The sequence below is a fragment of the Streptomyces herbicida genome, from assembly GCF_032656585.1.
GTDB classification, from domain to species: Bacteria; Actinomycetota; Actinomycetes; order Streptomycetales; family Streptomycetaceae; genus Streptomyces; species Streptomyces herbicida.
Map to the genome: position 1 here is coordinate 59,027 of NZ_JAUYWJ010000008.1, position 26,395 is coordinate 85,421.

The 26,395-nt window shown below is 70.3% G+C and carries 19 protein-coding genes and 1 pseudogene; 7 read left to right on the forward strand and 13 right to left on the reverse strand.

The genetic code is table 11. The annotated features are described in order from the left end of the window. Positions 1 to 16: 16 nt before the first annotated feature. Genes tal through pgl form a run of 4 tightly spaced genes read left to right on the forward strand, consistent with a single transcriptional unit; the run spans position 17 to position 4,491 of the window. Entirely contained in the window at positions 17 to 1,135 is a 1,119-nt protein-coding gene (gene tal, locus Q8A52_RS18160; protein WP_316753365.1) for a transaldolase, read from the forward strand. A 4-nt stretch (positions 1,136 to 1,139) separates the two neighbouring features. After that, complete coding sequence (gene zwf, locus Q8A52_RS18165) at positions 1,140 to 2,663, forward strand: glucose-6-phosphate dehydrogenase (protein WP_316753367.1); 1,524 nt, start codon at positions 1,140 to 1,142, stop codon at positions 2,661 to 2,663. Then, the gene (gene opcA, locus Q8A52_RS18170) at positions 2,660 to 3,712 is read left to right on the forward strand and encodes a glucose-6-phosphate dehydrogenase assembly protein OpcA (protein ID WP_316753369.1); all 1,053 of its coding nucleotides are present in this window, start codon (positions 2,660 to 2,662) and stop codon (positions 3,710 to 3,712) included. Before zwf ends, opcA begins: the two co-directional genes overlap by 4 nt. Beyond that, positions 3,709 to 4,491, forward strand: a complete 783-nt coding sequence (gene pgl / locus Q8A52_RS18175; RefSeq protein ID WP_316753371.1) for a 6-phosphogluconolactonase — start codon at positions 3,709 to 3,711, stop codon at positions 4,489 to 4,491. Before opcA ends, pgl begins: the two co-directional genes overlap by 4 nt. Positions 4,492 to 4,678: 187 nt before the next feature. Here the strand turns inward: pgl and Q8A52_RS18180 are convergent, their stop codons facing one another. The 5 genes from Q8A52_RS18180 to Q8A52_RS18200 all read right to left on the reverse strand — a co-directional run bounded on the left by Q8A52_RS18180 (position 4,679) and on the right by Q8A52_RS18200 (position 11,357). Beyond that, complete coding sequence (locus tag Q8A52_RS18180; protein WP_316753373.1) at positions 4,679 to 5,518, reverse strand: carbohydrate ABC transporter permease; 840 nt, start codon at positions 5,516 to 5,518, stop codon at positions 4,679 to 4,681. Next, positions 5,515 to 6,876 carry an ABC transporter permease gene (locus tag Q8A52_RS18185; RefSeq protein ID WP_316753375.1) on the reverse strand — a complete coding sequence of 454 codons (1,362 nt, stop codon included), beginning with the start codon at positions 6,874 to 6,876 and terminating at the stop codon, positions 5,515 to 5,517. The genes Q8A52_RS18180 and Q8A52_RS18185 overlap by 4 nt, the downstream gene beginning before the upstream one ends. 6 nt (positions 6,877 to 6,882) lie before the next feature. Further along, positions 6,883 to 8,211 carry an ABC transporter substrate-binding protein gene (locus Q8A52_RS18190; protein ID WP_316753376.1) on the reverse strand — a complete coding sequence of 443 codons (1,329 nt, stop codon included), beginning with the start codon at positions 8,209 to 8,211 and terminating at the stop codon, positions 6,883 to 6,885. 52 nt (positions 8,212 to 8,263) lie between these two features. Then, positions 8,264 to 9,910, reverse strand: a complete 1,647-nt coding sequence (locus tag Q8A52_RS18195; protein ID WP_316753378.1) for a glycoside hydrolase family 13 protein — start codon at positions 9,908 to 9,910, stop codon at positions 8,264 to 8,266. A 178-nt stretch (positions 9,911 to 10,088) separates the two neighbouring features. Continuing rightward, complete coding sequence (locus Q8A52_RS18200) at positions 10,089 to 11,357, reverse strand: ABC transporter substrate-binding protein (RefSeq protein ID WP_316753379.1); 1,269 nt, start codon at positions 11,355 to 11,357, stop codon at positions 10,089 to 10,091. 123 nt (positions 11,358 to 11,480) lie between these two features. Between Q8A52_RS18200 and Q8A52_RS18205 the strand changes: the two genes are divergently transcribed. The 3 genes from Q8A52_RS18205 (at position 11,481) to Q8A52_RS18215 (ending at position 15,106) form a co-directional block, all read left to right on the forward strand. Continuing rightward, the gene (locus Q8A52_RS18205; protein ID WP_316753381.1) at positions 11,481 to 11,996 is read left to right on the forward strand and encodes a PadR family transcriptional regulator; all 516 of its coding nucleotides are present in this window, start codon (positions 11,481 to 11,483) and stop codon (positions 11,994 to 11,996) included. Then, positions 11,993 to 12,757, forward strand: coding sequence for an ABC transporter ATP-binding protein (locus Q8A52_RS18210; protein ID WP_316753383.1), 765 nt, complete (start codon positions 11,993 to 11,995; stop codon positions 12,755 to 12,757). The genes Q8A52_RS18205 and Q8A52_RS18210 overlap by 4 nt, the downstream gene beginning before the upstream one ends. Before the next feature lie 66 nt (positions 12,758 to 12,823). Further along, the gene (locus tag Q8A52_RS18215; RefSeq protein WP_316753385.1) at positions 12,824 to 15,106 is read left to right on the forward strand and encodes an ABC transporter permease; all 2,283 of its coding nucleotides are present in this window, start codon (positions 12,824 to 12,826) and stop codon (positions 15,104 to 15,106) included. A gap of 739 nt (positions 15,107 to 15,845) precedes the next feature. Here the strand turns inward: Q8A52_RS18215 and pgi are convergent. From pgi to Q8A52_RS18255, 8 genes and pseudogenes are all read right to left on the reverse strand, one after another. Then, complete coding sequence (pgi, locus tag Q8A52_RS18220) at positions 15,846 to 17,501, reverse strand: glucose-6-phosphate isomerase (RefSeq protein WP_316753387.1); 1,656 nt, start codon at positions 17,499 to 17,501, stop codon at positions 15,846 to 15,848. A 74-nt stretch (positions 17,502 to 17,575) separates the two neighbouring features. Further along, positions 17,576 to 18,883: pseudogene (locus tag Q8A52_RS18225) on the reverse strand (MFS transporter). 122 nt (positions 18,884 to 19,005) lie between these two features. Next, positions 19,006 to 19,293 (reverse strand): RNA polymerase-binding protein RbpA, encoded by a 288-nt coding sequence (locus Q8A52_RS18230; protein ID WP_007448238.1) that lies wholly within the window; start codon positions 19,291 to 19,293, stop codon positions 19,006 to 19,008. A 276-nt stretch (positions 19,294 to 19,569) separates the two neighbouring features. Beyond that, a complete protein-coding gene (gene secG, locus Q8A52_RS18235; RefSeq protein ID WP_316753431.1) occupies positions 19,570 to 19,806 on the reverse strand; it encodes a preprotein translocase subunit SecG in 237 nt (78 codons plus the stop codon). A 108-nt stretch (positions 19,807 to 19,914) separates the two neighbouring features. Beyond that, positions 19,915 to 20,691: a triose-phosphate isomerase gene (gene tpiA / locus Q8A52_RS18240; RefSeq protein ID WP_316753433.1), complete on the reverse strand. Its 777-nt coding sequence runs from the start codon at positions 20,689 to 20,691 to the stop codon at positions 19,915 to 19,917. A 5-nt stretch (positions 20,692 to 20,696) separates the two neighbouring features. Beyond that, positions 20,697 to 21,908 (reverse strand): phosphoglycerate kinase, encoded by a 1,212-nt coding sequence (locus Q8A52_RS18245; RefSeq protein WP_316753435.1) that lies wholly within the window; start codon positions 21,906 to 21,908, stop codon positions 20,697 to 20,699. 145 nt (positions 21,909 to 22,053) lie between these two features. Further along, positions 22,054 to 23,061, reverse strand: a complete 1,008-nt coding sequence (gene gap, locus Q8A52_RS18250; protein ID WP_316753437.1) for a type I glyceraldehyde-3-phosphate dehydrogenase — start codon at positions 23,059 to 23,061, stop codon at positions 22,054 to 22,056. Positions 23,062 to 23,312: 251 nt separating this feature from the next. After that, positions 23,313 to 26,276, reverse strand: a complete 2,964-nt coding sequence (locus tag Q8A52_RS18255) for a M14 family metallopeptidase (protein WP_316753439.1) — start codon at positions 26,274 to 26,276, stop codon at positions 23,313 to 23,315. Positions 26,277 to 26,395: the final 119 nt, after the last annotated feature.

Genomic DNA, 26,395 nt, shown 5'->3' on the forward strand with positions numbered 1-26,395 from the left:
TAGGAGATGTAATTCCATGACAGACGCACTCAAGCGCCTCTCCGACGAAGGCGTCGCGATCTGGCTGGACGACCTGTCGCGCAAGCGGATCACGTCCGGCAACCTCGCCGAACTGATCGACGAGCAGCACGTCGTGGGCGTCACCACCAACCCGACGATCTTCCAGAAGGCGATCTCTTCGGGCGACGGCTACGAGCAGCAGGTCGCGGACCTCGCCGCTCGCAAGGTGACCGTCGAAGAGGCCATCCGAATGATCACCACGGCGGACGTCCGTGACGCTGCAGACATCCTGCGCCCCGTCTTCGACGCCACCGAGGGTCAGGACGGCCGCGTGTCGATCGAGGTCGACCCGCGTCTGGCGCACAACACGAAGGCGACGATCGCCGAGGCCAAGCAGCTGGCCTGGCTCGTCGACCGCCCCAACACGCTCATCAAGATCCCGGCCACCAAGGCGGGTCTGCCGGCGATCACCGAGGTCATCGGCCTGGGCATCAGCGTCAACGTGACGCTGATCTTCTCGCTGGAGCGCTACCGCGAGGTCATGGACGCCTACCTCGCCGGTCTGGAGAAGGCGAAGGAGCGCGGTCTCGACCTCTCGCTGATCCGTTCCGTGGCGTCCTTCTTCGTGTCCCGTGTGGACACCGAGATCGACAAGCGCCTCGACGCCCTCGGCACCCCCGAGGCCAAGGCGCTGCGCGGCAAGGCCGCCGTCGCCAACGCGCGCCTCGCCTACCAGGCGTACGAGGAGGTCTTCTCCTCCGACCGCTGGAACACGCTGGAGAACGCGGGCGCCAACAAGCAGCGTCCGCTGTGGGCCTCGACCGGTGTCAAGGACCCGGCGTACAAGGACACCATGTACGTCGACGAGCTGGTGGCGCCGAACACGGTCAACACCATGCCGGAGGCCACCCTGGACGCGGTCGCCGACCACGGCGAGATCCGCGGCGACGCCGTGAGCGGCACCTACGAGCAGGCCCGCGCCGAGATCGACGCGGTGGAGAAGCTCGGGATCTCGTACGACGACGTGGTCCAGGTCCTGGAGGACGAGGGCGTCGAGAAGTTCGCGGCGTCCTGGAACGACCTGCTGAAGTCGACCGAGGCCGTACTGGAGCGCCTCGCCCCCTCGGAGGGCTGAAACCTTGTCGAGCAGCAACCCGCTGCGTGACCCCGCAGACCGACGGCTCCCGCGTATCGCGGGGCCGTCGGGCCTGGTCATTTTCGGCGTCACCGGCGATTTGTCACGTAAAAAGCTGATGCCCGCCGTGTACGACCTCGCGAACCGGGGTCTGCTTCCGCCGGGTTTCTCGCTGGTCGGGTTCGCCCGCCGCGAGTGGGCGAACGAGGACTTCGCGCAGGAGGTCCACGACGCCGTCAAGGAGCACGCCCGCACGCCGTTCCGCGAGGAGGTCTGGCAGCAGCTCATCCAGGGGATGCGCTTCGTCCAGGGCACCTTCGACGACGACGACGCGTTCGAGCGGCTGCGTGCCACGATCGACGAGCTGGACAAGGCACAGGGCACCGGCGGCAACTTCGCCTTCTATCTGTCCGTGCCGCCGCGCTCCTTCCCCGTGGTCATCCAGCAGCTGAAGAAGCACGGCCTGACCGACCAGGAGGGCGGCTCCTGGCGGCGCGCGGTCATCGAGAAGCCGTTCGGCCACGACCTTAAGTCGGCCGAGGAGCTGAACAAGGTCGTGCACGAGGTGTTCGAGCCGGACCAGGTGTTCCGGATCGACCACTATCTCGGCAAGGAGACCGTCCAGAACATCCTGGCGCTGCGCTTCGCCAACACCATGTTCGAGCCGATCTGGAACCGGTCCTTCGTGGACCATGTGCAGATCACGATGGCCGAGGACATCGGCGTCGGCGGCCGTGCCGGCTACTACGACGGCATCGGCGCCGCCCGTGACGTCATCCAGAACCATCTGCTCCAGCTGATGGCGCTGACCGCGATGGAGGAGCCCGCCTCCTTCGACGCGGACGCGCTGGCCGCGGAGAAGACCAAGGTGCTCGGCGCGGTACGGCTGCCCAAGGACCTGGGCCGCAGCAGCGTCCGCGGGCAGTACGCGGGGGGCTGGCAGGGCGGCGAGAAGGTCATCGGCTATCTGCAGGAAGACGGCATCGACGCCAAGTCGAAGACCGACACCTACGCCGCGATCAAGCTGGAGATCGACAACCGCCGCTGGGCGGGCGTCCCCTTCTATCTGCGCACCGGCAAGCGCCTCGGCCGCCGCGTCACCGAGATCGCGGTCGTCTTCCAGCGGGCCCCGCACTCCCCCTTCGACCACACGGCGACGGAGGAACTCGGCCAGAACGCGGTCGTCATCCGCGTCCAGCCGGACGAGGGCATCACGGTCCGCTTCGGCTCCAAGGTGCCGGGCACCTCCATGGAGATCCGGGACGTGTCCATGGACTTCGCCTACGGCGAGTCGTTCACGGAGTCCAGCCCGGAGGCGTACGAGCGGCTCATCCTGGACGTACTGCTCGGCGACGCCAACCTCTTCCCGCGCACGGAGGAGGTCGAGCTGTCCTGGAAGATCCTCGACCCGATCGAGGAGTACTGGGACGAGCACGGCAAGCCCGCGCAGTACCCGTCGGGCACGTGGGGTCCCGCGGAGGCCGACGAGATGCTTGCACGAGACGGACGGAGCTGGCGCCGGCCATGAAGATAGACCTCACGGACACCACGGCCAGCAAGATCAACAAGGCGCTGGTGCAGGGCCGCCGCGCCATCGGCACCCCGGCCGTGGGCATGGTCCTGACCCTCGTCATCGTCACCGACGAGGAGAACGCCTACGACGCCCTCAAGGCCGCCAACGACGCGTCGCGCGAGCACCCCTCGCGCACGCTCGTGGTCATCAAGCGCGTCTCCCGCTCCCCCCGCGACCGTACGTCGTCCCGGCTGGACGCCGAGGTGCGGGTGGGCGCGGACGCGGGCACCGGCGAGACGGTGGTGCTGCGGCTGTACGGCGAGGTGTCCGACCACGCCGACTCGGTCGTCCTGCCGCTGCTGCTGCCGGACGCCCCGGTCGTCGTCTGGTGGCCGGTGAACGCCCCGCTCGACCCGGCCAAGGACCCGCTGGGCGCCCTGGCCCAGCGCCGGGTCACCGACACCTACGCGGCCGAGCAGCCGGTACGGGAGCTGTCCGCCCGTGCCGACGCGTACACGCCCGGCGACACGGATCTGTCCTGGACCCGCATCACGCCCTGGCGCTCGATGCTGGCGGCGGCCCTGGACCAGGTGCTGTGCGAGGTCAAGGCGGTCGAGGTGGAGGGCGAGGAGTTCAACCCGAGCTGCGAGCTGCTCGCGATGTGGCTGGCCGACCGGCTGAACGTGCCCGTCAAGCGGTCGCTGTCGTCGGGTCCCGGCCTCACCGGGGTCCGCATGGACACCAGCCACGGCCCGATCGCCCTGGACCGCGCGGACGGCTCGCTGGCCACGCTGTCCATCGAGGGCCAGCCGGACCGTGCGGTGGCGCTCAAGCGGCGTGAGACGGCCGAGCTGATCGCGGAGGAGCTGCGCCGGCTCGACCCGGACGACACCTACGCCTCGGCGCTGCGGTACGGCGTGGACCGGCTGAACGAGGTGCCCGAGCAGACGCCCGCCGAGTCTCCCGCCGAGAAGGCCCCCGCGGCGCCCGCGAAGAAGGCGGCGGCCAAGAAGTCCACGGCGGCGGCCCAGGCTTCGGCTCCTGCGAAGAAGGCGGCGAAGTGAGCACCCCGCAGCTGGTCGTGCACCGCGACAAGGATCTGATGGCACAGGCCGCCGCGGCCCGGCTGATCACCAAGATCGTGGACGCGCAGTCCTCGCGCGGCTCCGCGTCCGTGGTGCTCACCGGCGGCCGCAACGGCAACGGGCTGCTGGCCGCCCTGGCGGCCGCGCCCGCCCGGGACGCCATCGACTGGGGCCGTCTGGACATCTGGTGGGGCGACGAGCGCTTCCTCCCGGACGGGGACCCGGAGCGCAATGTCACCCAGGCCCGCGAGGCGCTCCTGGACGCCGTACCGCTGGACCCGAAGCGCGTGCACCCCATGCCCGCGTCGGACGGCCCGTACGGCGCCGATGTGGACGCGGCGGCGGCCGGTCACGCGGAGGAGCTGGCCCGCGCGGCCGGTCCGGAGAACCACGGGCTCGTGCCCACCTTCGACGTCCTGCTCCTCGGCGTCGGCCCGGACACGCACGTGGCCTCGCTCTTCCCGGAACTGCCCGCGGTACGGGAGACGGAGCGCACGGTGGTCGGCGTCCACGGCGCCCCCAAGCCTCCGCCGACCCGTGTCACCTTCACCCTTCCGGCGATCCGGTCGGCCCGTGAGGTGTGGCTCCTGGCGGCCGGCGAGGACAAGGCGAACGCCGTGGCGATCGCCCTGTCGGGCGCGGGCGAGATCCAGGCCCCGGCGGCCGGCGCGTACGGCCGCCGGCGCACCCTGTGGCTCCTGGACGCGGCGGCGGCCGCGCAGCTGCCACGCTCGCTGTATCCGCCGGCCTCACCGTAAGTCCCGGCAAGCGTCCCAGGGGCTCCGCCCCCTGGACCCCCGGCCTAGGCACACCCGCCACCCGACCGGTAGGCCGAGAAACGGGCGTAAGGCCGATCGGGGGTCCAGGGGGCGGAGCCCCTTGGCGAGGTCGAAGGGGCGGAGCCCCTGGGGATGGGAATGGGAAAGGGCGGCGGGGGCGAGAAAACTACTTCACCGACCCCGCCATCACCCCCTGCACGAAGTGCCGCTGGAAGGCGAAGAACACCACCACAGGCACGATCAGGGACAGGAACGCCCCGGGCGCCAGGACGTCGATGTTGCTGCCGAACTGGCGTATCTGTGACTGGAGTTGCACCGTCAGCGGCTGCGAGGAGCTGTCGGCGAAGAGCAGGGCCACCAGCATGTCGTTCCAGACCCACAGGAACTGGAAGATGGCCAGGCTGGCGATCGCGGGGCGGCCGACCGGCAGGACCAGACGCGTGAAGATGCGCCATTCGCTGCCGCCGTCCATGCGTGCCGCCTCCAGCATCTCCTTCGGCATCTCGGCGAAGTAGTTGCGCAGAAGGAACACGGCGAAGGGAAGGCCGTAGGCGACGTGGAAGAGCACGACACCGGGGATCGTGCCGAACAGGCCCAGCTGTCCGAAGAGTTTGGCGACCGGCAGCAGGCCGATCTGGACGGGCACCACGAGCAGCGCCACCACCAGCAGGAAGAGCGGCTCGCGACCCGGGAAGTCCAGCCAGGCGAAGGCGTATCCGGCGAGCGCGGCGATGACGACGACCAGGGTCGTCGCCGGCACCGAGATCAGCACCGTGTTCCAGAACGCCTGCGTCATACCGGAGTTCTTCAGCAGCGCCGAGTAGTTGTCGAACGACAGCTGCCCGGGCCTCGCCAGGGCCGTCCACCAGCCGCCCTTGGCCGTGTCCTGGGCGGACCGCATCGACGACACGAACAGCCCCGCCAGCGGCGTCAGCCAGACCAGGCCGATCACCACGAGGAACGCCTGGACCAGGCCGTTGCCCAGACCGCGCCTGATCGCGTTCATCGCTGACTCCTTCGGAAACGGCGGACGTTGAAGACCATCGCGGGGATCACCAAGAGCAGGAGCAGCACGCCCAGCGCGCTGCCGAGACCCTGGTTGTTGCCGCCGCCGAAGGACACCAGCCACATCTGCGTCGCGAGCACCGTGGCGTCCTCCTGCACCGGTCCGGGCGCGATGATGTAGACGAGGTCGAAGACCTTCATCACGTTGATGACGAGGGTCACGAAGACGACCGTCAGCACCGGGGCGAGCAGCGGCACCGTGATGCGGCGGAAGATCTGCCACTCGTTCGCGCCGTCCATCCGGGCCGCCTCCAGCGCGTCCCGCGGGAGGGTCGAGAGACCCGCGCCGATCAGGACCATCGCGAAGCCGGTCCAGATCCACAGGTACGCCCCGATGATCGCCGGGGTGACCAGTGCCGGCCCGAGCCAGGAGATGCCCTGGTAGGGCGGCGCGAAGTTGGAGGCGGGCAGCTTCACCGTGTACGAGCCGTCGTCGAGCCCGGCGAAGCGGAAGGAGCCGTCGGATGCCGTCGTCGTGCTTGCGACCGACCGTCCGTCGCGTATCGCCTCGACCTTCATGCCGGGCAGCCCGCTCTCCTTCGGGTCGACCCTGCCCTGCTTCCCTCCCCCGCCGGGCGTGAAGTCCAGGTAGACGACGCCGCGCAGCTCGCCGGGGGCCGCCTTGTGCGAGGCCGCCGGATAGGCGGGCGACGCGCCCTGGGGCAGGTCCCCCGGCAGCACGCCGACCAGCCCGACGGCCACCGAGTCACCCGGGGACAGGGCGGCGTCCGTCAGGTATGAGCCGTCCTGGCCCCGGGTGAGCCCTTGTCCGTCACGCGCCCGCGCCGTCGGGTACGACGACGTGCCCGTGAAGGCGTCGTGCACCGAGACCACGGCGGCGTTGAGGACACCCTTGTTCGGGTCCTCGTCGTAGGCGAGCCGGAAGATGATGCCGGCGGCGAGGAAGGAGACCGCCATCGGCATGAACAGCAGCAGTTTGAACGCGGTGGCCCAGCGGACCTTCTCCACCAGGACGGCCAGGATCAGGCCGAGGCCGGTCAGCAGGGCCGGGGCGACCAGGACCCAGATCGCGGTGTTGCGGATGGCCTTGACGGTCGCCGGGTCGCGGAACATCTCGGTGTAGTTGCCGCCGCCGACGAAGCGGGTGCCGGACGCGTCGAAGAAGCTGCGTCCGACGGAGAACAGCACCGGGTAGACGACCAGCGCGCCGAGCAGCAGCAGCGCGGGGAAGACGAAGAACAGGGCGACGATCCGGCCCCGCCGCCGGTTGCGACGCCTGCGGGTCGCACCGGCGGCGGGCGGGCTCGCCTCTTTGTGTACGAGCGTGGTGGCGGTCATCGAAGGTCAGTCCTGGTAGGCCTTGGCCGCCGCGGACTCCAGCTCCGCCGCGGTGCCCTTCGGGTCGGACGGGTCACGCAGGAAGTCCTGGAGCAGCTTCCACTCGCCCGCGCCCTTGGTGCCGCCGAAGGCCGCGGGCGCCTGGTCGGACATGTCGAAGCGGACCGAATCGCCCGCCTCGATCAGGGACTTGGCGGTCGCGCGGGTGACGTCGTCGGCGTAGGAGGTGAGGTCGAGCTTCTTGTTCGGGGACAGGAAGCCGCCGGCCTTCGCCCAGACGGCCGCGGCCTCGGGGCTCGCGAGGTACTCCATGAGCTTCATTCCGGCCTTGGCGTTCTTGCCGTCCTTCAGTACGACGGCCGCGTCACCGCCGCTGACCACGGGCGCCGTACCGCCGTCGACCGCCGGGAACGGGAAGAAGTTCGCGTCCTTGCCGATCACCTTTCCGAACTGGTCGTGCGCCACACCGGCGACGAAGTCGCCCTCGTAGACCATGCCGGCCTCGGCCTTGGGCCCGAACACCTTCTCCACCGAGCCGGGGAAGTCGGTGTTGAGGGCCCCCTTCTGGCCGCCCGCGATCAGCTGCTTGTCCTTGAACAGCTTGCCGAGCGTGGTGAGCGCCTTGACCACGCTCGGGTCGGTCCACTTCAGCTTGTGGGCGGCGAGGGCGTCGTACTTCTCGGGTCCGGCCTGGGACAGGTAGACGTTCTCGAACCAGTCGGTGAGCGTCCAGCCGTCCTGTCCGGCGACGGAGAAGGCGGCGAGGCCGGAGTCGGAGACGGTATGGCCGGCCTTCAGCATCTCGGCGTACGTCGTCGGCGGCTTCACGCCCGCCTGGGTGAGGGCGTCGGGGCTGTACCAGACCGTCGACTTGTGGGCGGCCTTGAAGTAGAGGCCGTACAGGGTGCCGTCCACGCTGCCGTACTTCTTCCACACGGGCGCGAAGTCGGCGTCGACGGTCTGCTCGGCGGCCGACGACAGCGGCTTCAGCCAGCCCTTCTTCGCGAACTGCTGGAGCACGCCGACCTGCGGGACCATCACGACGTCGGGGGCGTTGCCACCCTCGATCTTGCTGCCGACGACGGTGGAGACGTTGTCACCGGTGGACACGAACTGTGTCTTGGCGCCCGTCTTCGCGCTGAACGCGTCGAGCACCTTCTGGAAGTTCTTCTGCTCGCTGCCGGACCAGACACCGGCCACGGTGACGGTCTGGCCGCTCAGCGCCTTGTCGCCGCCGCCCGCGGAGACCGGGCCGCTGCCGCCGCAGGCGGTCGCGCCGAGCCCCAGGACGAGGGCGGTGCAGCCGGTGAGCAGGGTGGTACGTCGTCGCATCATCGTTGATGTCCCTTCAGGGGTGGGAAACTGACGAGGGTGGAGCGGAGAAGGATCAGAGGCCGGTGCCGTCGCTGATCCACCAGGCGGCCGTGGAGCCGGGGAGCACCCCGGCCGGGCAGGGACCGCTGGACAACAGGGGTGTGCCGGAGACCGGCGCGGGGGTGGGGGCCGTACCGAAGTTGACGGCGCAGACGAGGTCGTCGCCGCGGACGAAGGCGAGGACGCCCGGCGCGGAGTCCAGCCAGCGCAGCGTGCCTTCGCCCAACTGGGGCAGTGCGGCGCGCAGTTGGAGTCCGTCGCGGTACAGGTGCCAGAAGGAGCGGGTGTCGGCGAGGGCGCGGTCGGTGGCGTACTCGGCGAAGTACGACGGCTGCGGCAGCCACGGCTTGGCGCTCTCGGCGCCGGAGGTGAAGCCGAACGGGGAGGCCTGCCCGGACCAGGGCAGGGGCACCCGGCAGCCGTCACGTATGCGGGCGCGGCTTCCGGTGCGGCGGAAGATCGGGTCGGTGAGCACGTCGTCGGGCAGGTCGACGACCTCGGGCAGGCCCAGCTCCTCGCCCTGGTAGATGTACGCGGCTCCGGGCAGCGCCAGCATCAGCAACGCGGCGGCGCGGGCGCGGGCGGCGCCGAGGCCGCTGCCCTCGGTGGCGGGTTCTCCGTAGCGGGTGACGGTGCGGACCTGGTCGTGGTTGTTGAGGACCCAGGTGACCGTCGAGCCCGTGCCGGCTATGTCCTGCATGGCCTCGGAGATGACCTTGCGGAAGGCGTCGGCGTCCCAGGCGGCGCCCAGCAGGTCGAAGAAGAAGGCCTGGTGGAGTTCGTCCGGGCGGACGTACTCGGCGTGTTCGCGGGCCGTGGGGACCGAGACCTCGCCGACCAGCAGCCGCTCGCGGCCGTCGTGTGCCGTGTACTCCTCGCACACCGCGCGCCAGTGCCGCCACACGTCGTGCACCTCGGGCTGGTTCCAGGCGAGCGGGTTGACCGAGTCGCGGGTGCGGGCGTCGGCCTCGGGGTCCGGGGAGTCGGGCAGCTCGGGGTGCTTGTAGAGGCCGGCGGCCACGTCGATGCGGAAGCCGTCGACGCCCCGGTCCAGCCAGAAGCGCAGGACGCGGTCGAACTCGGCGGCGACCTCGGGGTCGCGCCAGTTCCAGTCGGGCTGTTCCGGCGTGAACATGTGCAGGTACCACTGGCCGGGGCGGCCGTCCGCCTCGGTGACCCGGGTCCAGGCCGGGCCGCCGAACATGGCGTGCCAGTTGTTGGGCGGCTCGGTGCCGTCCGGGCCGCGGCCGTCGGCGAAGTGGAAGCGGGTGCGGGCCGGGGTGCCGGGCGCGGCGGCGAGCGCCTCGCGGAACCACGGGTGCTCGCTGGAGCAGTGGTTGGGGACGATGTCCAGGAGCACCTTGATGCCGAGCCGCCGGGCGGCGGTCACCAGCAGGTCGAACTCGGCCAGGTCGCCGAAGAGCGGGTCGACGCCGCAGTAGTCGGCGACGTCGTAGCCGTGGTCGTGCTGGGGCGAGGGGTAGAACGGGCTCAGCCAGACCCCGTCGACACCGAGCTTCTTGAGGTACGGCAGTCCTGCCCTGACTCCGGCCAGGTCGCCGATACCGTCGCCGGTGCTGTCCAGGAAGCTGCGGACGTACACCTGGTAGATCACTGCGTCGCGCCACCAGTGGTGGGTGCGATTGCGCTGAAGACTCACCCCGTCGGCCTGTCTGTGCGTGCTTACGGTTATGCATGCATGTTAAGTAGACGTGTCGTGAGGGTGTCAACGAAGAGGCAGAAGCTACCGCGGAGTTGGTCCTTTATATACGGACTTATCAGGGCATCCAGCGGCAAGATGAGACCCCGGCGTTACTTAACAAGTAACTAGCGAGGGACTATCGCTGGGAGATGGCGGCGAGCTCCCGCGCCAGCCGCCGCACCGCGCTCTCGGGCGTCTGGTGCCCGGTCAGCGCGTCGTGCACGACGGCCTGCACCACCAGGCTGACCTGGTCGTAGTGCGGGCTCTTGGGGCGCGGGGCGGCCGCGAGCACGGCGGCGCGCAGGGTCGGCAGATAGGGGAACCGCCGTACCAGTTCGGGGTCGTCGTAGAGCGAGGCGCGGACCGGCGGCAGCGCGCCGCGCGTGAGGACCTGGCGCTGGACGCGCTCACCGGTCAGGTACGCGATGAGCCGCGCGGCCGAGTCGGGGTGCCGCGCATGGGTGTTGACGGCCAGGTTGGAGCCGCCGAGGACACTCGTCCCGGGTCCGTCCGGGCCCGGCAGCGGTACCGCGCCGACCTCACCGGCCACCTTGGAGCCCCTGGCCGAGGCGGCGACGTACGCATAGGGCCAGTTGCGCAGGAAGAGCAGCCGGCCGTCCTGGAAGGCCTGCTTGGACTCCTCCTCCTTGTACGTCAGCGCCTGCCGCGGGATCCAGCCCTCGCGCACCCCGCGCGCCAGGAACCCGATGCCCTCACGGGCCGCCGCGGAGTTCACGGTGACCCGGGCGCCCTCGTCGCCGAGGATCGTGCCGCCCGCCGAGTACACGGCCTCGGCCGCGTTGACGGTGAGGCCCTCGTACGGCAGGAACTGGCCCGCGTAGCCGTCGAGCCCGTACTTGGGCGCGATGGTCTTCGCGTCCCGCTCCAGCTCGGCCCAGGTGCGCGGTGGCGGCACGCCTTCCTTGGCCAGGACGTCCTTGCGGTATAGGAGCAGTCCGGCGTTGGTGACGTACGGCACGGCGTACAGCTGCCCGTCGTAAGTGGCCGTGTCGACCACCGGCGGCAGGAAGGTCTTCAGCGGGAAGCGGTCGCGCGGCAGCGGGCGGATCCAGCCGGCCGCTGCGAACTCGGAGGTCCAGTTGACGTCGATGTTGAGGACGTCGAAGCGGCTGCGGTCGCCGCCGCGCAGGTCGGTGGTCATCTGCGCATGGGTCTCGTCGGCCGAGTCCGGGAGCTCGACGAGTGTGACCTTCTCGGCGGGGTGGGTGCGGTTCCAGCCGTCGAGGAGTGGGGCAAGATAGCCGGTGAGATCCCCGGCGGTGGCCAGAGTGAGCGGACCGCGGCCGCCGCCGCCCTCGTCGGCCTGCGCGCCGGAGGCGACATAACCGGTCAGGACCACGGCGAGGACGAGGAGGCCCCTACCGGCGGTGTGGATCCACCGCATAGGTTCCTCCTTAGCACACCCGGCACCCGGCGCCCTGGCTCGGGTCAGAGGCCATGTATACCTGTTAGGTATGGGCGATACTAGGGCCTGGAGCACATTTGACCGGACAGGAGGACAGCACGAGTGCGCCTGCCCCTCCTGGCACTCCTCGCACGCGGCCCGGCCCACGGCTACGAGCTGAAGCAGGACCTTGAGCAACTGCTGGGCTCCGCGTACCCTCAGCCGAACGTCGGCCAGATCTACGTGACCCTCGGCCGCCTCGAGAAGTCGGGACTGATCGAGGGCGAGGACGTCGAGCAGTCCAGCCGACCCAACAAGAAGGTCTACCACCTCACCGAAGCCGGGCGGGAGGCGCTGCGCGTCTGGTTCGAGGAGCCCGAGGACGAGCCGCGGGTACGGGACGAGTTCTTCATGAAGCTCGCCCTCGCCCCGCAGACCGGTCTCGCCGACCAGATCGCCCTCATCAACCAGCAACGGCGCCAGTACCTCAACACCATGCGCAACCTGTCGAAACTGGCCGCGGCCGAGAACCGGGACAACCGCATAGCCCACCTGCTGATCGAGGGCGCCATGCTGCATCTCCAGGCCGACCTGGACTGGCTTGAGCGGTGCCAGGAGGAACTGGAGGAGATGGAGTGAGCGACCTTTCCGCTCCCGACCACCCCGCTCCTCTGCTGCGCGCCGAGGGCCTGGTCAAGACCCACTACGGCGAGGGCGCGCCCGCACATGCCGTGCGTGGCGTCGATCTTCGCGTGACACACGGCGAGTTCGTGGCCGTCACGGGCCCCTCGGGCGCCGGGAAGTCGACGCTGCTGCATCTGCTCGGCGGCCTGCAGCGGCCGGACGCCGGCAGCCTCTGGCTGGCCGGCGAGTGCACCGACGCCTACAGCGAGGCGCGCTGGGCCGTCGAGCGCAGGAAGCGCATCGGGATCGTCTTCCAGTTCTTCAACCTGGTCTCCAACCTGTCGGTCGCCGACAACGTCGAACTGCCGGCCCTGCTCGCCGGTGTCCCCCCGAAGCGGGCCCGGGCCGAGCGCGAGGAGCTGCTGGCCGAGCTGGGCCTGGAGGGCAAGGAACGCAGCATGCCGGGTGAGCTGTCCGGCGGTGAGCAGCAGCGGGTCGCGCTGGCCCGGGCCCTGGTCAACCATCCGCCGCTGCTGCTCGCGGACGAGCCCGCGGGCAGCCTCGACAGCAAGGGCACCCGTGAGGTCATGCGGCTGCTCTCGCGCTTCCACGGGCGCGGCCAGACCATTGTGCTGGTCACCCATGACGCCCGGCTGGCCAGCGCCGCGGACCGGGTGATCAGCTTCTTCGACGGCCGGATCGCCGACGACGCCGCACTGGACGGCACACCGACCCGGGGCGCCGGGATCTCGGGTGTGCTGGAGCTGAAGGACTGACGGCGGTGTACGACGAGATGTCGCGGGCGAGCCGATCCGCCCGGCGCGAGCCGAGAGGCTGAGCCGGTGCGGGCCACCTTGCGCTGGGCGCACTCCGATCTGCGCACGCACCGCGGTGAGGCGCTGTTCATGGTGCTCGCCACCGCCGGCATCGTCGCCTCGCTGCTGCTGGCCACGGCGCTGTTCGGGTACGCGACCAACCCCTGGCAGCGGATCTTCAACCAGGCCCGCGGCGCACACGTGTGGATCCACGCCTCGCAGTCCGCCGACACCGCCAGGCTGGCCCGGCTGGACGGAGTCGACACCGTCGCCGGCCCCTATGCCACGGAGTCCGTCACCGTCTCCTCGCGCGGCACCCGCGCCTCCGTGGAACTGCGCTCCACCCCCGAGCGGCTCACCGTGGACCGGCCGCTGCTCACCTCCGGCCACTGGCTGCGGCCCTCGGACCCGAACGGGGTGGTGCTGGAGAGCCGGCTCGCCCGGGCCCTGCTGGCCGAGCCCGGGGACACGCTGAGCCTGCCCGGCACGGCCCGGACCCTGACCGTCGTGGGCATCGCCGACAGCCCCGAACCCCGCTACAGCCCCGGCGAGCAGCCGGGGCTCGTCTGGGCACCGCCGGGCGCCGTGCGCGATCCCGGCGTCCAGGTCGTCGGGCTGCGGCTGACCGACCCCGACGACACGGACTACGCCGTCCAGCGGGCGGTCACCGTGCTGGGCTCCGGCGCGGTCGGCGAGGTCTCCACCTGGCAGCAGGCGCGGGCCGAGGCCCAGGGCGACAGCCGGCTGTTCGGCCAGGTGCTGGGGCTGTTCGGCCTCGGCGCGCTGGCGGCGGCCGGGTTCGCGGTGCACGGTGCGATCGGCACCCGGATCCGGGGCCATCTGCGGGACATCTCGGTGCTCAAGGCGATCGGCCTCACGCCCGGCCAGGTCGTACGGATCTTCCTGCTCCAGCACGTCGCGTACGCCGTCGTCGGCGCCGTGGCCGCCGGGGCGCTCATCCAGGGGCTGGGCCGCCGCATCCCGGGGCGGCTCGGTGACGCGGTGGGGGTATGGCAGGGACTGCCGGGGCAGACCGTGGCCCTGTTCGCGGTGCCCGTCGGCGCGGTGCTGTTCATCGCGCTGACCACCGGGCTCGCGGCCTGGCGGGCCGGGCGGGTCTCTCCGGTGCCGGTGCCGCGGCCCGCGTCCCAGTCCGGCGGACGGCTGACCGGCGTGGCCCGGCGCGCCCTCGGGCTGCGGCTGCCGCCCGCGCTGGTCCTGGGCTGCCACAAGGTGTTCACCGGGCGCCGCCGGTCGCTGGCCACGGTGGGCCGCCTGGCGCTGCCGCTGCTGCTGATCGTGGTGGCGCTGAGCGCGTGGACCACCATCGACCGGTTCCACAGCAGCCCCGAGCGGATGGGGCTGCCCGCGGCGCTCACCGTGCGGACCGACGGCTCCATGGGGGACGGGGACGCCCGGGCACTGATGACCGCCGACCGCCGGGTCGCCGCCGCCTACCCCGGTGTCGAGGTGCCCGCCCTGGTGCCCGGCCAGACCGCCACGATCGCCCTGCGGGGCCTCGGCACCCGCCAGGACCCGTATCCCTACGCGCTTGCCGAGGGCCGTCGCGTACATGGGCCCGACGAGGCGGTGGCCGGGCAGGGGCTGCTCGACCTGCTGGACGTGCACGTCGGCGACTGGGTGCGGATGACCGTGGGCGACCGGCCGCAGATCCTGCACATCGTGGGCCGCAGCATCGAACCGGAGAACGCCGGCCGGGTCGTCTCCACCTCGCTGGACACCCTCCGCGAGAACGATCCGCAGCTGGTCCCGACCCTGTACCAGGTTCGGCTGCGGGCGGGCGCCGACCCGCACCGGGTCGCGGCCGACCTGGCCACGGCCGGCCACGGGCACCTGGACGTGCACGCCGTGCCGAACCCGGCCGACGGGCTGTCCCCGCTGCGCGGAGTCGTCGCCGGGCTGGTGGCCGTCCTCGCCCTCATCGGGGCCGTCGAGCTGCTCACCGCGATCGGCGGGACCGTCCGCGAGAGCGAGCGCGACCTGCTGGCGCTCAAGGCGATCGGCATGTCCCCACGACAGATCACCGCGATCACGGTGACGGCGACGAGCTGTACGGCCCTGGCCGCGGTCCTCGTCGCCACGACGCTGGGCCTGCCGCTGGCCCGCCGACTGATCGACGCCCAGGGCAGCGCCAGCGGCATCGGCGCCGGAATCGCCCAGTCCCCCTCCCCCGGCCTCCTCACCGCACTGGGCGCGGCAGCGGTCCTCGGGGCCGCCGCCCTCTCGGCCCTACCCGCGGCCCGAGCGGCACACCGCCGACTGGCGGACACATTGAGCGCGGTGGCCTGACCACATCCGACAGCCGCGGACACGGCCGGGTCGCCGGGCCGAGACCGCCGGCCAGAGCGACGCCGGCGGGCGCGGCCGACGGCGCCGATCGGCCCGGACATCGCCCAGCCCCTCGGCCTGCCGACCACACCGACCGCAGCAGCGGTGCGCCGACGCACATGCCCAGCCCGGCCTGCTGCCCGCACGGCCACGACAGCGGTGCGCCGACGCGCGTGTCCAGCAGTGGGAGCCGGCGCGCTCTCCGCCCCGCCCGCGGCCTCAGCGGCACACCGCCCACCACGCGCCGCCCTCGGGCCACCCGGGCACCCCCGCCGATCGACGCCCAGGGCAGCACCGGCTGCTGGGGCGCCGGGATCGCGAGCCTCCCGCCCCCCGGCCAGGTGACGGCACCGGACACGGCGGCAGCGCGCCGACGCACGTGTCCAGCAGTGGGAGCCGACGCGCTCTCCGCCCCGCCCGCGGCCTCAGCGGCACACCGCCCACCACGCGCCGCCCTCGGGCCACCCGGGCACCCCCGCCGATCGACGCCCAGGGCAGCACCGGCTGCTGGGGCGCCGGGATCGCGAGCCTCCCGCCCCCCGGCCAGGTGACGGCACCGGACACGGCGGCAGCGCGCCGACGCACGTGTCCAGCAGTGGGAGCCGACGCGCTCGGGGGCGACCGCAATCCGCCCCGCAACCACCCCGGTGCCGCCCCAAGCGCCTCTCCCGGCGCCCGGGGCAGCGCCCGCGGTCTCGGGTCAGGCGCGGCCGCGCAGTTGCCGGTACTTGGCGACCAGGGCCTTGGTGGACTCGTCGAGGCCCTCGACTTCGGCGCCCTCGGTGAGGGCGGGCTCGACGCGTTTGGCGAGGACCTTGCCGAGTTCCACGCCCCACTGGTCGAAGGAGTCGATGTTCCAGACCGCGCCCTGGACGAACACCTTGTGCTCGTAGAGGGCGACGAGCTGCCCGAGGACGGACGGGGTCAGCTCGTGGGCGAGGATCGTGGTGGTCGGCCGGTTGCCCTTGAACGTCTTGTGCGGCACCAGCTCCTCGGGCACGCCCTCCGCCCGGACCTCGTCGGCGGTCTTGCCGAAGGCCAGGGCCTGGGTCTGGGCGAAGAAGTTGGCCATGAGCAGGTCGTGCTGGGCCTTGAGTTCACCGTTGAGCTCGGCAACCGGCTCGGCGAATCCGATGAAGTCCGCCGGGATCAGCTTCGTGCCCTGGTGGATGAGCTGGTAGTAGGCGTGCTGCCCGTTGGTGCCGGGCGTGCCCCAGACCACCGGACCGGTCTGCCAGTCGACCTCCTGCCCGTCCCGCGCCACGTGCTTGCCGTTGGACTCCATGTCCAGCTGCTGCAGGTAGGCGGTGAAGCGCGACAGGTAGTGGCTGTAGGGCAGAACCGCGTGCGACTGGGCGTCGTGGAAGTTGTCGTACCAGATGCCCAACAGGCCCAGAAGCAGCGGCACGTTGGACTCGGCCGGCGCGGTCCTGAAGTGTTCGTCGACGAGGTGGAAGCCGTCGAGCATCTCCCGGAACCGGTCCGGGCCGATGGCGATCATCAGGGACAGGCCGATTGCCGAGTCGTAGGAGTAGCGGCCGCCGACCCAGTCCCAGAACTCGAACATGTTGGCCGTGTCGATGCCGAAGTCCGCGACCTTCTCGGCGTTCGTGGACAAGGCCACGAAGTGCTTGGCGACGGCCTCCTGACCGGCCTTCAGCTCGGTGAGCAGCCAGTTGCGGGCGGAGGTCGCGTTGGTGATCGTCTCGATCGTGGTGAAGGTCTTGGAGGCGATGATGAACAGCGTCTCCGCCGCGTCCAGGTCCCGTACCGCCTCGTGCAGGTCGGCGCCGTCCACGTTCGACACGAAGCGCACCGTGAGGCCGCGGTCGGTGAAGCTGCGCAGCACCTCGTAGGCCATCGCCGGGCCCAGGTCGGAGCCGCCGATCCCGACGTTGATCACGTTCTTGATGCGCTTGCCGGTGTACCCGGTCCAGGCGCCGGAGCGGACGCGGCCGGCGAAGTCGCTCATCTTGTCGAGCACGGCGTGCACCGCGGGGACGACGTTCTCCCCGTCGACCTCGATCACCGCGTCGCGCGGGGCGCGCAGCGCCGTGTGCAGCACCGCGCGGTTCTCGGTGACGTTGATCTTCTCCCCGCGGAACATGGCGTCCCGCAGACCGAAGACGTCGGTCGCTGCGGCCAGCTCCCGCAGCAGCCGCAGCGTCTCGTCGTTGACCAGGTGCTTCGAGTAGTCGATGTACAGGTCACCGACCTGGAGCGTGTACCCGGTGCCGCGTCCCGGATCGGCGGCGAACAGGTCCCGCAGATGGGTGTCACCGAACTGTTCCCGGTGCTTGGCCAGAGCGGTCCACTCGGGCGTCTGGTTGAGCCTGGTACGGCCGTCTGCGTTCATTTCGGACTTCAGCCTTCTTTCCTGCAACCTGTCCTGGTGCGTACCTGCCCCGCTGCCGGTCCCAACCTAGTTGATCAGCGGGTCACGTGAGCTGTTGTGGCGCCGTCCTCCGGGGCAACAACAGGTACGTCCGGCTTGCGTGCCGGTATCAACGAGGTGACCGCCAGGGCGAAGAGAACCGCGGCCAGCAGGGCCGGTGCGTTCAGCCCGTACGGTCCGGCCACGGCTCCGCCGAGGAACGCGCCGAGGGGGCTCCGGAGGTGGAGGCGGTGCGGAAGGCCGAGGAGACGCGGCCCACCATGGACGCGGGGCTGCGTTGCTGCATCAGCGTGACCTGGTTGACGTTCCACACCATGTTCATCGCGCCGAGCAGCAGCATGCCGACGAGCAGGGCGGTCAGGTGCCGTACCGAGCCGATGAGAAGCAGGGACGCCGTCTGGACGGCCCCGGCCACCAGCAGGGCCATGGCCCACCCGGTGCGGCGCGCGATGCGCTGGGCGACGAGACCGCCGACCAGGCTCCCGGCCGCGTACGCCGTCATGGCGGCGGCGTAGGCGCCGTCGCCCCCGTGCAGCCAGCGGGTGACGTGCAGCACCAGGGTGGCGATCAGGGCGCCCATGCCGATGTTGCACAGCAGCGTGGCCAGGCAGATGGCCCGCAGCACCCGGTCACGCCACAGTTCGCGCAGGCCGGCGGCGATCTCCGCGCGCAGGGTGCTGCCCGCCGGGCGCGGCTCCCGCTGCGGCGGCCGTATCCGCAGGGCGGCCACCAGGGCCGCGGCCACCAGATAGGTGCCCGCGTCGGCCACGAACGGCATGCACACCCCAGCCGTCAGCAGCAGCGGCACGAACGGGCCCGCCAGCAGGCCACCGGCGAGTTGCTGACCGGTCATCAGCCGGGCGTTGGTCCCGCCCAGGGCCTCGCGGTCGACCAGGGACGGCAGTAGGGCCGTGGAAGCGTTGTCGAAGAGCGTCTGGAGGGTGGTCAGCGTGAAGGCGAGGGCGATCAACAGGGGAACCGAGGCGTGGCCCAGGCCCACGGCGAGGGCGAAACCGCCGACGAGGACGCCCCGCACCGTGTCCACGGCCCACATCGCCCGCCGCTGGTCCACCCTCCCCCAAGCTCTCGGCTTCGCTCGAGCAGGGAGGTACCCCCATCGCCACGGCCCCGCCGAGCAGCCCGAACAGCAGCCAGGGCACATAGCCGCAGGCGGTGACCGAGGCGATGGCCAGGGGCCTGTCAGTGATCCGCACGGCGAGCAGGGGCAGCGCGGACGTGCGTAAGGCGTCCCCGAAGCGGGAGACCACGGCGGCGGTCCACAGCCGTCCGAATCCCCCGCGCCACGCGGGCGCGGTCCTGCCCGCCGCCTCGACCGTCGTCACGTCTCCCCCTCACGGTTCACCCATGCACAACCGTAAGAGGCGCCACTGACAATCGGTCGGCGGCCGCTGCTGCCGAAACGGCTCCGGCCAGGCGCCCGTGGGCACCCGGCCGGTCATGACTTCTAGATCTCTCCGCGCAATTTGGCGAGCGCCTCGGCGAGGATCGCCTCACCGTCCGCGTCGCTGCGCCGCTCCCGCACATACGCGAGGTGCGTCTTGTACGGCTCGGTGCGCGGCGGGTCCGGCGGGTTGTCCCGGTCCTGACCGGCCGGGAAGCCACAGCGCGGGCAGTCCCAGGTTTCGGGAACCTGCGCGTCGCTGGCGAAGCTGGGCTGCGTCTCGTGCCCGTTGGAGCACCAGAAGGAGATGCGCAGACGCGGCGCGGACTCGCCGCGCTCGGCCTCGCCCATCGGCCCCGCCCCGACCCGGCTTCCTCGGATCGCGTTGCCACTTGCCACGGTGTAACTCCCTGCGTGATGGTGCCGCGAAGCGAGTCGGCGTTTCGCTTCGTTGCGAGCGCCTCAGTCTACGTAAGGCCCAACGCGCGTCCAGTGATTGGAGTTACAAGGCCCCATACCTAGACGCAAGCCCCATGATAGGCCGCGCTCAGGAGCGCGTACCGAACATGGGGCCTTACGTACGGAATGTGCGTGTTCGTGAGAAGCTGATCAGCTGCTCGTCCGCGCTCAGCTGCCCGACTTCATCAGCAGACCGAGGACGACGATGCACGCGAACCACAGCAGACCGACCACAATGGTGATCCGGTCGAGGTTACGCTCGGCGACCGAGGAGCCGCCGACGGACGACTGCATGCCGCCACCGAACATGTCGGAGAGGCCGCCGCCCTTCCCCTTGTGCATCAGCACCAGCAGCATCATCAGCAGGCTGAAGACGATCAGGGCGATCGAGAACCCCAAAACCACGGCTGGACCAACTTCCTCGGATTCGGATGGACTGCGGGGGCCGGCAGACACCTACCAGCCCCCGCAAGGGTACGACGAATCGTCGTTACCGCATACTCACAGGTCGCGTCACTGGTCGCGGAAGCGCACGATCTTGACGAACTCGTCCGCGTCCAGCGAGGCCCCGCCGACCAGGGCGCCGTCGATGTCGGCCTGAGCCATGATCTCGGCCACGTTTCCGCCCTTGACGGAGCCGCCGTACTGGATGCGCACCTTGTCGGCCAGCTCCTGCGTGTACAGCTCGGCGATCTTGGCCCGGATGGCGGCACAGACCTCCTGGGCGTCCTCGGCGCCGCAGACCTTGCCGGTGCCGATGGCCCAGACGGGCTCGTAGGCGATCACAATGGTCTCGGCCTGCTCGGCCGGGAGGTCCTTCAGACCCCCCTCGACCTGGGCGAGGGTGTGGGAGACGTGGTTGCCCGCCTCGCGGACCTCCAGCTCTTCGCCGACGCACATGATCGGGGTCAGACCGTGCTTGTAGGCGGCCTTGACCTTGGTGTTCACGACCTCGTCGGTCTCGTTGTGGTACTGACGGCGCTCGGAGTGGCCGATGGCCACGTAGGAGCACTTCAGCTTGGCCAGCATCGGGCCCGAGATCTCGCCGGTGTAGGCGCCGGAGTCGTGCGCCGAGATGTCCTGGGCGCCGTACTTGATCTTGAGCTTGTCGCCGTCGACCAGGGTCTGCACGGAGCGCAGGTCGGTGAAGGGCGGCAGGACGGCGACCTCGACGGCCTCGTAGTCCTTGTCGGCCAGGGCGAAGGCGAGCTTCTGGACGTGCGCGATGGCCTCGAGGTGGTTGAGGTTCATCTTCCAGTTGCCCGCCATCAGCGGCGTGCGCGTGCTCATGTAGGTCAGTCCTCCAGTGCGGCGAGGCCGGGGAGCGTCTTGCCCTCGAGGTATTCGAGGGAGGCGCCGCCACCGGTCGAGATGTGGCCGAATGCCTTCTCGTCGAAGCCGAGCGTACGCACGGCCGCGGCCGAGTCGCCGCCGCCGACGACGGTGAAGCCCTTCGATCCGACGAGGGCCTGGGCGACCGCCTTGGTGCCCTCGGCGTAGTCGGGGTGCTCGAAGACGCCCATGGGACCGTTCCAGAAGACGGTCTCGGCGTCGGCGAGCTTCGCGGCGTACAGCTCGCGGGTCTTCGGGCCGATGTCCAGGCCCTGCTGGTCGGCGGGGATCTTGTCCGCGTCGACCACGGCGTTCTCGGTCGGAGCCTTGGCCTTCAGGTCCGGGAACTCCCGGGCGACCACGACGTCCACGGGGAGCAGCAGCTCGACGCCCTGCTTCTCCGCGCGCTCCATGTACTCGGTGACGGTCGGGACCTGGTCCTCCTGGAGGAGGGAGATGCCGACCTCGTAGCCCTTGGCCTTGAGGAAGGTGTAGGCCATGCCGCCGCCGATGAGGAGGCGGTCGGCCTTGCCGAGCAGCTCGTCGATGACGGCGAGCTTGTCGGAGACCTTGGCGCCGCCGAGCGCGACGACGTAGGGCCGCTTGACGTCTTCGGTGAGCTTCTTGAGGACGCCGACCTCGGTGGCGATGAGGTAGCCGGCGTAGTGCGGCAGTCGGGCCGGGAGGTCGTACACGGAGGCGTGCCCCCGGTGCACGGCGCCGAAGCCGTCACCCACGTAGACGTCCGCGAGGGCCGCCAGCTGGTCGGCGAACTCGCCGCGCTCGGTGTCGTCCTTGGAGGTCTCGCCGGCGTTGAAGCGCAGGTTCTCGATGACCGCGACCTGGCCGGGCTGCAGACCGTTCACGGCGTCGTGGGCGGCGGGGCCGACGGTGTCCTCGGCGAACGCGACCGGGGCACCGAGGAGTTCACCGAGCCGCTCGGCGGCGGGCAGCAGCGAGAAGGCCGGGTCCGGGGCGCCCTTGGGACGGCCCAGGTGCGAGGCGACGACCACCTTGGCGTCCGCGTCGGCGAGAGCCTTGACGGTGGGCAGGACGGCGCGGATACGGCCGTCGTCGGTGATCACGCCGTCGGCGAGCGGCACATTGAGGTCGGCGCGGACGAAGACCCGCTTGCCGGCCACGCCTTCCGCGAGAAGTTCGTCGATGGTCTTCATGAGGGGACTCCTGAGGAGGGCTCTTGATCGTACGAGGGCTGATCGACCGTACATAGAGGGTCGATCCGCACGTGCGTCAGGGCTCGGGCAGCGCGACGGTGCGCTGCCCGAGCCCTGCTGTCACATCAGGTGCCTGCTCTGCCGATCAGAGCTGGTTGCCGACGAAGACCGTCAGGTCGACGAGGCGGTTGGAGTAGCCCCACTCGTTGTCGTACCAGCCGATGATCTTCACGTTCTTGCCCTCCTGGACCATGGTCAGGGAGGAGTCGAACGTGCAGGACGCCGGGGCGTTGACGATGTCGGAGGAGACGATCTGGTCCTCGGTGTAGTCGAGGAGGCCCTTGAGCTCGCCCTCGGCGGCCTTCTGGAAGGCGGCGTTGACCTCTTCCTTGGTGACCTCACGGCCGAGCTCGACGACGAGGTCGGTGACCGAGCCGGTCGGGACCGGGACGCGCATGGCGATGCCGTCCAGCTTGCCCTTGAGCTGCGGGAGCACCAGGGCGGTGGCCTTGGCGGCGCCCGTCGTGGTCGGGATGATGTTCTCGGCGGCGGCACGGGCGCGGCGCAGGTCCTTGTGCGGGAAGTCCAGGATGCGCTGGTCGTTCGTGTACGCGTGCACCGTGGTCATCAGACCCTTGACGATGCCGAAGTTCTCGTCGAGGACCTTCGCCATCGGCGCCACACAGTTGGTGGTGCAGGAGGCGTTGGAGATGACGTGGTGGTTCGCCGGGTCGTACTTGTCCTGGTTGACGCCCATGACGATGGTGATGTCCTCGTCCTTGGCCGGAGCCGAGATGAGGACCTTCTTGGCGCCGCCGGCGATGTGCTTCGCGGCGTCTTCCTTCTTGGTGAAGATGCCGGTGGACTCGATGACGATGTCGACGCCGAGCTCGCCCCACGGGATGTCGGCGGGGTTGCGCTCGGACAGCACCTTGATGGTGTGGCCGTCGACGGTGATGGTGTCGGCGGTGTGGGACACCTCCTGCTTCAGACGACCCAGGATGGTGTCGTACTTCAGCAGGTGGGCGGTGGTCGCGGTGTCACCCAGGTCGTTGACAGCCACGATCTCGATGTCTGCGCCCTGCTCCAGCAGCGCGCGGAAGTAGTTGCGACCGATACGACCGAAGCCGTTGATGCCTACGCGGATCGTCACGAACCGATCTCCTCGTTGGTACGCCGGCCATGCGATGCCGGCGAGCTGTATTTGGGATGTCCCCGACCACCCCCGACCCTACCTCCCTGAGGCTCCCGAGGTGACATCCAGATGCCTCATACACGGCAGGGCGGTCCGTACCCGTCAGTAGGGGTACGGACCGCCATTCTTCGGGGGGTTGATCGCCCCGCCATGTCAGGAAATGACGGTGCCTCGCGGCGGTGTTGTCACTCGTTCGTGAGCGGGTCGGCTCACTTGTCGAGTGACGCCAGCGCCTTCTTGACCAGTGCCGTCCGGTCGGCCGCCGCGGGGACCTGCTCCAGGCCGAAGCCCAGCAGCACGGTGTCCTTCGTGGTGACCGCTCCGTACGTCTTGAACAGGGCTCCGGTGCGGCTCCAGTCCTTCAGGACCGCCGGGCTGCCGACGGGCGGTCCGGCCACGCTCCAGGGGCCCAGCGACGACTCGAAGCCCTCGGTCTCCTTCGCCGTGCCGCCGACCACCAGCGAGGCCTCGTCGGCGAGGACGCCGTGCCCACCGGTGCCGGGGTCGGTGATGTAGCTGATGGAGACCTGGACGGACTTGCCTGCGTAGGCGCTGAGGTCGAAGCCGACCTGCTGCCAGCCGCTGGAACTGCCGGTGAGGCTGTTCCAGGAGCCGGTGGTCCCGGTCGCCGTGCAGGCGTTGTCCGCGAGCGTCAGATAGTGCTTGAGCCACGGGTGCTCGCCGATCAGGAATCCGGCCCCGCACTCCGCCGGGACGGCGGTGCTGGTGGCGCCGCCCGTCTCCGGGAGGGTCGTCCAGTCGTCCGCGCCGACGGTGTGCGCCTCGACCACGGCGTGGTCGTAGCCGGGCTCGGTGTCCCACAGCAGCCGGGTGCTCAGGGTCGGCTTGTCGGAGGCGCCGACGCCGGTGAGGTCGATGGTGCGGGTGAGGCGCTTGTAGGCGTCGTCGGTGTGGACCGCGGCGACCATGGAGGAGCCCGCGTACGGCCCGTACGGGTTGACGGTTCCGGCGAACTGACCCGCCCCCGCGCTGGCGAACTGCGGGTACTTGGCCACCGACAGCTCGTCGGAGGTGACGCCGTAGGTGCCGGCCTTGTCGAGGGCGTTGCCGGGAGCGTCGCCGAGGGCGCCGGTGTAGCCGTCGAGGTTGCCGGAGCCGGTGAAGCCGGTGGCTCCGGGGGTCGACGTGCGCGAGTAGGCGCCCAGGTAGTACTGGCTGAAGTCGTCCGACGGGGTGCCGTCGGCGAGTTTCACGCTGCCGCCGGCCAGTTCGCCGGCCTCGATCAGCTTGCCGCCCTCGTTCAGGTAGGCGCGCAGCTGGAGCTGGGTGGCGTTGCCGGGACCGGTCGCACCCGAGTAGTGGACGACGGTCCTGAAGTACTTGAGCACGGCGAGCGCGTCGGGCGCGCCCTGCGTGGCGACGTCCCAGACGATCGCCTTGCGGCCGTTCGCCTTCAGCGCGTCCACGTACTTCTGGGCCTGTGTGGCGGCCACGCCCTCCTCGGCGACCACGAGGGTGTCCGCCTTGGGCCGCTCGGCGACCGTGTAGGTGAAGTGCGAGCCGGCGACCTTCTTGCCGCCCCTGGCCCGGCCGGTGAACCACACCTCGACCTTGTCGCCCGGTTTGCCGTCCTTGACCTTGGCCCGGTACTCGTCGAAGTAGAGGTTGTCCTCGCCCCCGTAGGTCTCGCCGCCCTTCCAGGGCCGGAGCGCCTGGTCCTGCGTACGGCCGCCGTTGACGCGGTACTTGAGCTCCTTGTCGCGCACCGACTTCCGTACGACGACCGAGACCTGCTGGTCGGCGCCGCGCGCGTACGACGTGGAGAACGTCGCCGGGGTGAAGTCGGCGGCGCTCAGGCCGACCGAGGAGACCGGCTGGTCGGGGTGGGCGGCGGTCTCGGCGACGGAGAGCGCGAACGGGACGTTCTTCTGGAACTCCTGCTGGATCAGCTTCTCGTCGTCGGGGAAGTTGAAGACCGACTGGCAGTCGGAGGCCTTCCAGGCGTCGTTCGGGTCGAGGTTCGACGCCGTCTGGCAGGTCGACATCTCGGGGGTGAACATCGCCATGCCGTTGACGTTGGACGCGTGACCGTCCGCCTCGCCGTTGGTGGTGTACAGCTCCGAGGAGACCTGCGGGTGGTAGCCCGGGACCGCGGAGTGGTCGGGGGTGCCGGCGAGCGCCTTGTAGAGGACGTCGTCCGGGGTCGGGGTGGCCACCTGCCAGCCGACGCCGTAGAGGAGGAGCTCGGCGGCGGAGTGGTAGTTGATGCCATAGGTGAAGCCGACGCGCTTCTCGAAGCGGTCCAGCGCCCGCGTCTCGGGCTCGGACCCGGGGCTCGCGCCGCGGTAGGTCTGGCTGGTCGGGTTGGGGGACGAACCCTCGTCGTCGTAGCCCCACTTGTAGGCGAAGTTGCGGTTGAGGTCGACGCCGTCGCCGGCGGAGATGACGCCGTCGCCGTTGACGTCCCGCAGGTTCTTGCGCCACAGGCGGGTGTCGGAGTTCCGGAAGGTGTAGTCGTAGCCGTCGGGGTTGGCCGAGAGGACGAACCACAGCTCGGTCGAGTCGACGATCTTCTTGATCCGCTTGTCCGTCTTGTACTTGTCCAGGTAGTAGTGCATCAGACGCCGGGTCATCTCCGGCGTGATCCACTCGCGCGCGTGCTGGTTGGACACATACAGCACGGAGGGCTTCGAGCCGTCCTTCGACTTCTTCGCGTTCTTGGTCAGTTTGAGCGCGAGGATGTCCTGGCCGTTGATGGTCCTGCCGATGGACTCGACCTTGGTGAGACCGGGGTTGGCCTGGCCGGTCCTGACGATCTCTTCCTTGAGTCCGCCGCTGCCGCTGTAGGGGCGGAACACGCCTTGGGACGCGTCCTCGACGCGCGCCTCGGCCTTGGCCGACAGGGTGTGCTCGGTGAGGGCGACACCCTGCTTCTCGAGCTTCTCGGCCTGCTTGTCGGTGAGATAGACCTCCACGGCGGTCCGGCCGCTTGCGGTCACCTGCTCGCCGAGTTCATGACCGTCCTGGCCGGCCTGGAGCAGCAGAGGTATCTGCTTCTGAGTGACTTCGGCGCGGAAGACCTTGATCTCGGCGCCGTCGTCCGCGGCCGCCCTGCCGGAACTTCCGCTCTGTGCCTGGGCGATGGGTGCGAGGCCGGCGACGCCGAACAGGAGTGCGCCGACAGCGAGGATCGATCTCGCTCTACGTCTCATGAACCCCCCTAGCCTGGTCCGCCACAGCAGCGAACACATGCCAGGCTCATGACACTTCATGATCGAGTCAAGGGCGCCTCATAGCCACGCAAACGCCGGTGCCGGCACCCGAACGGGCG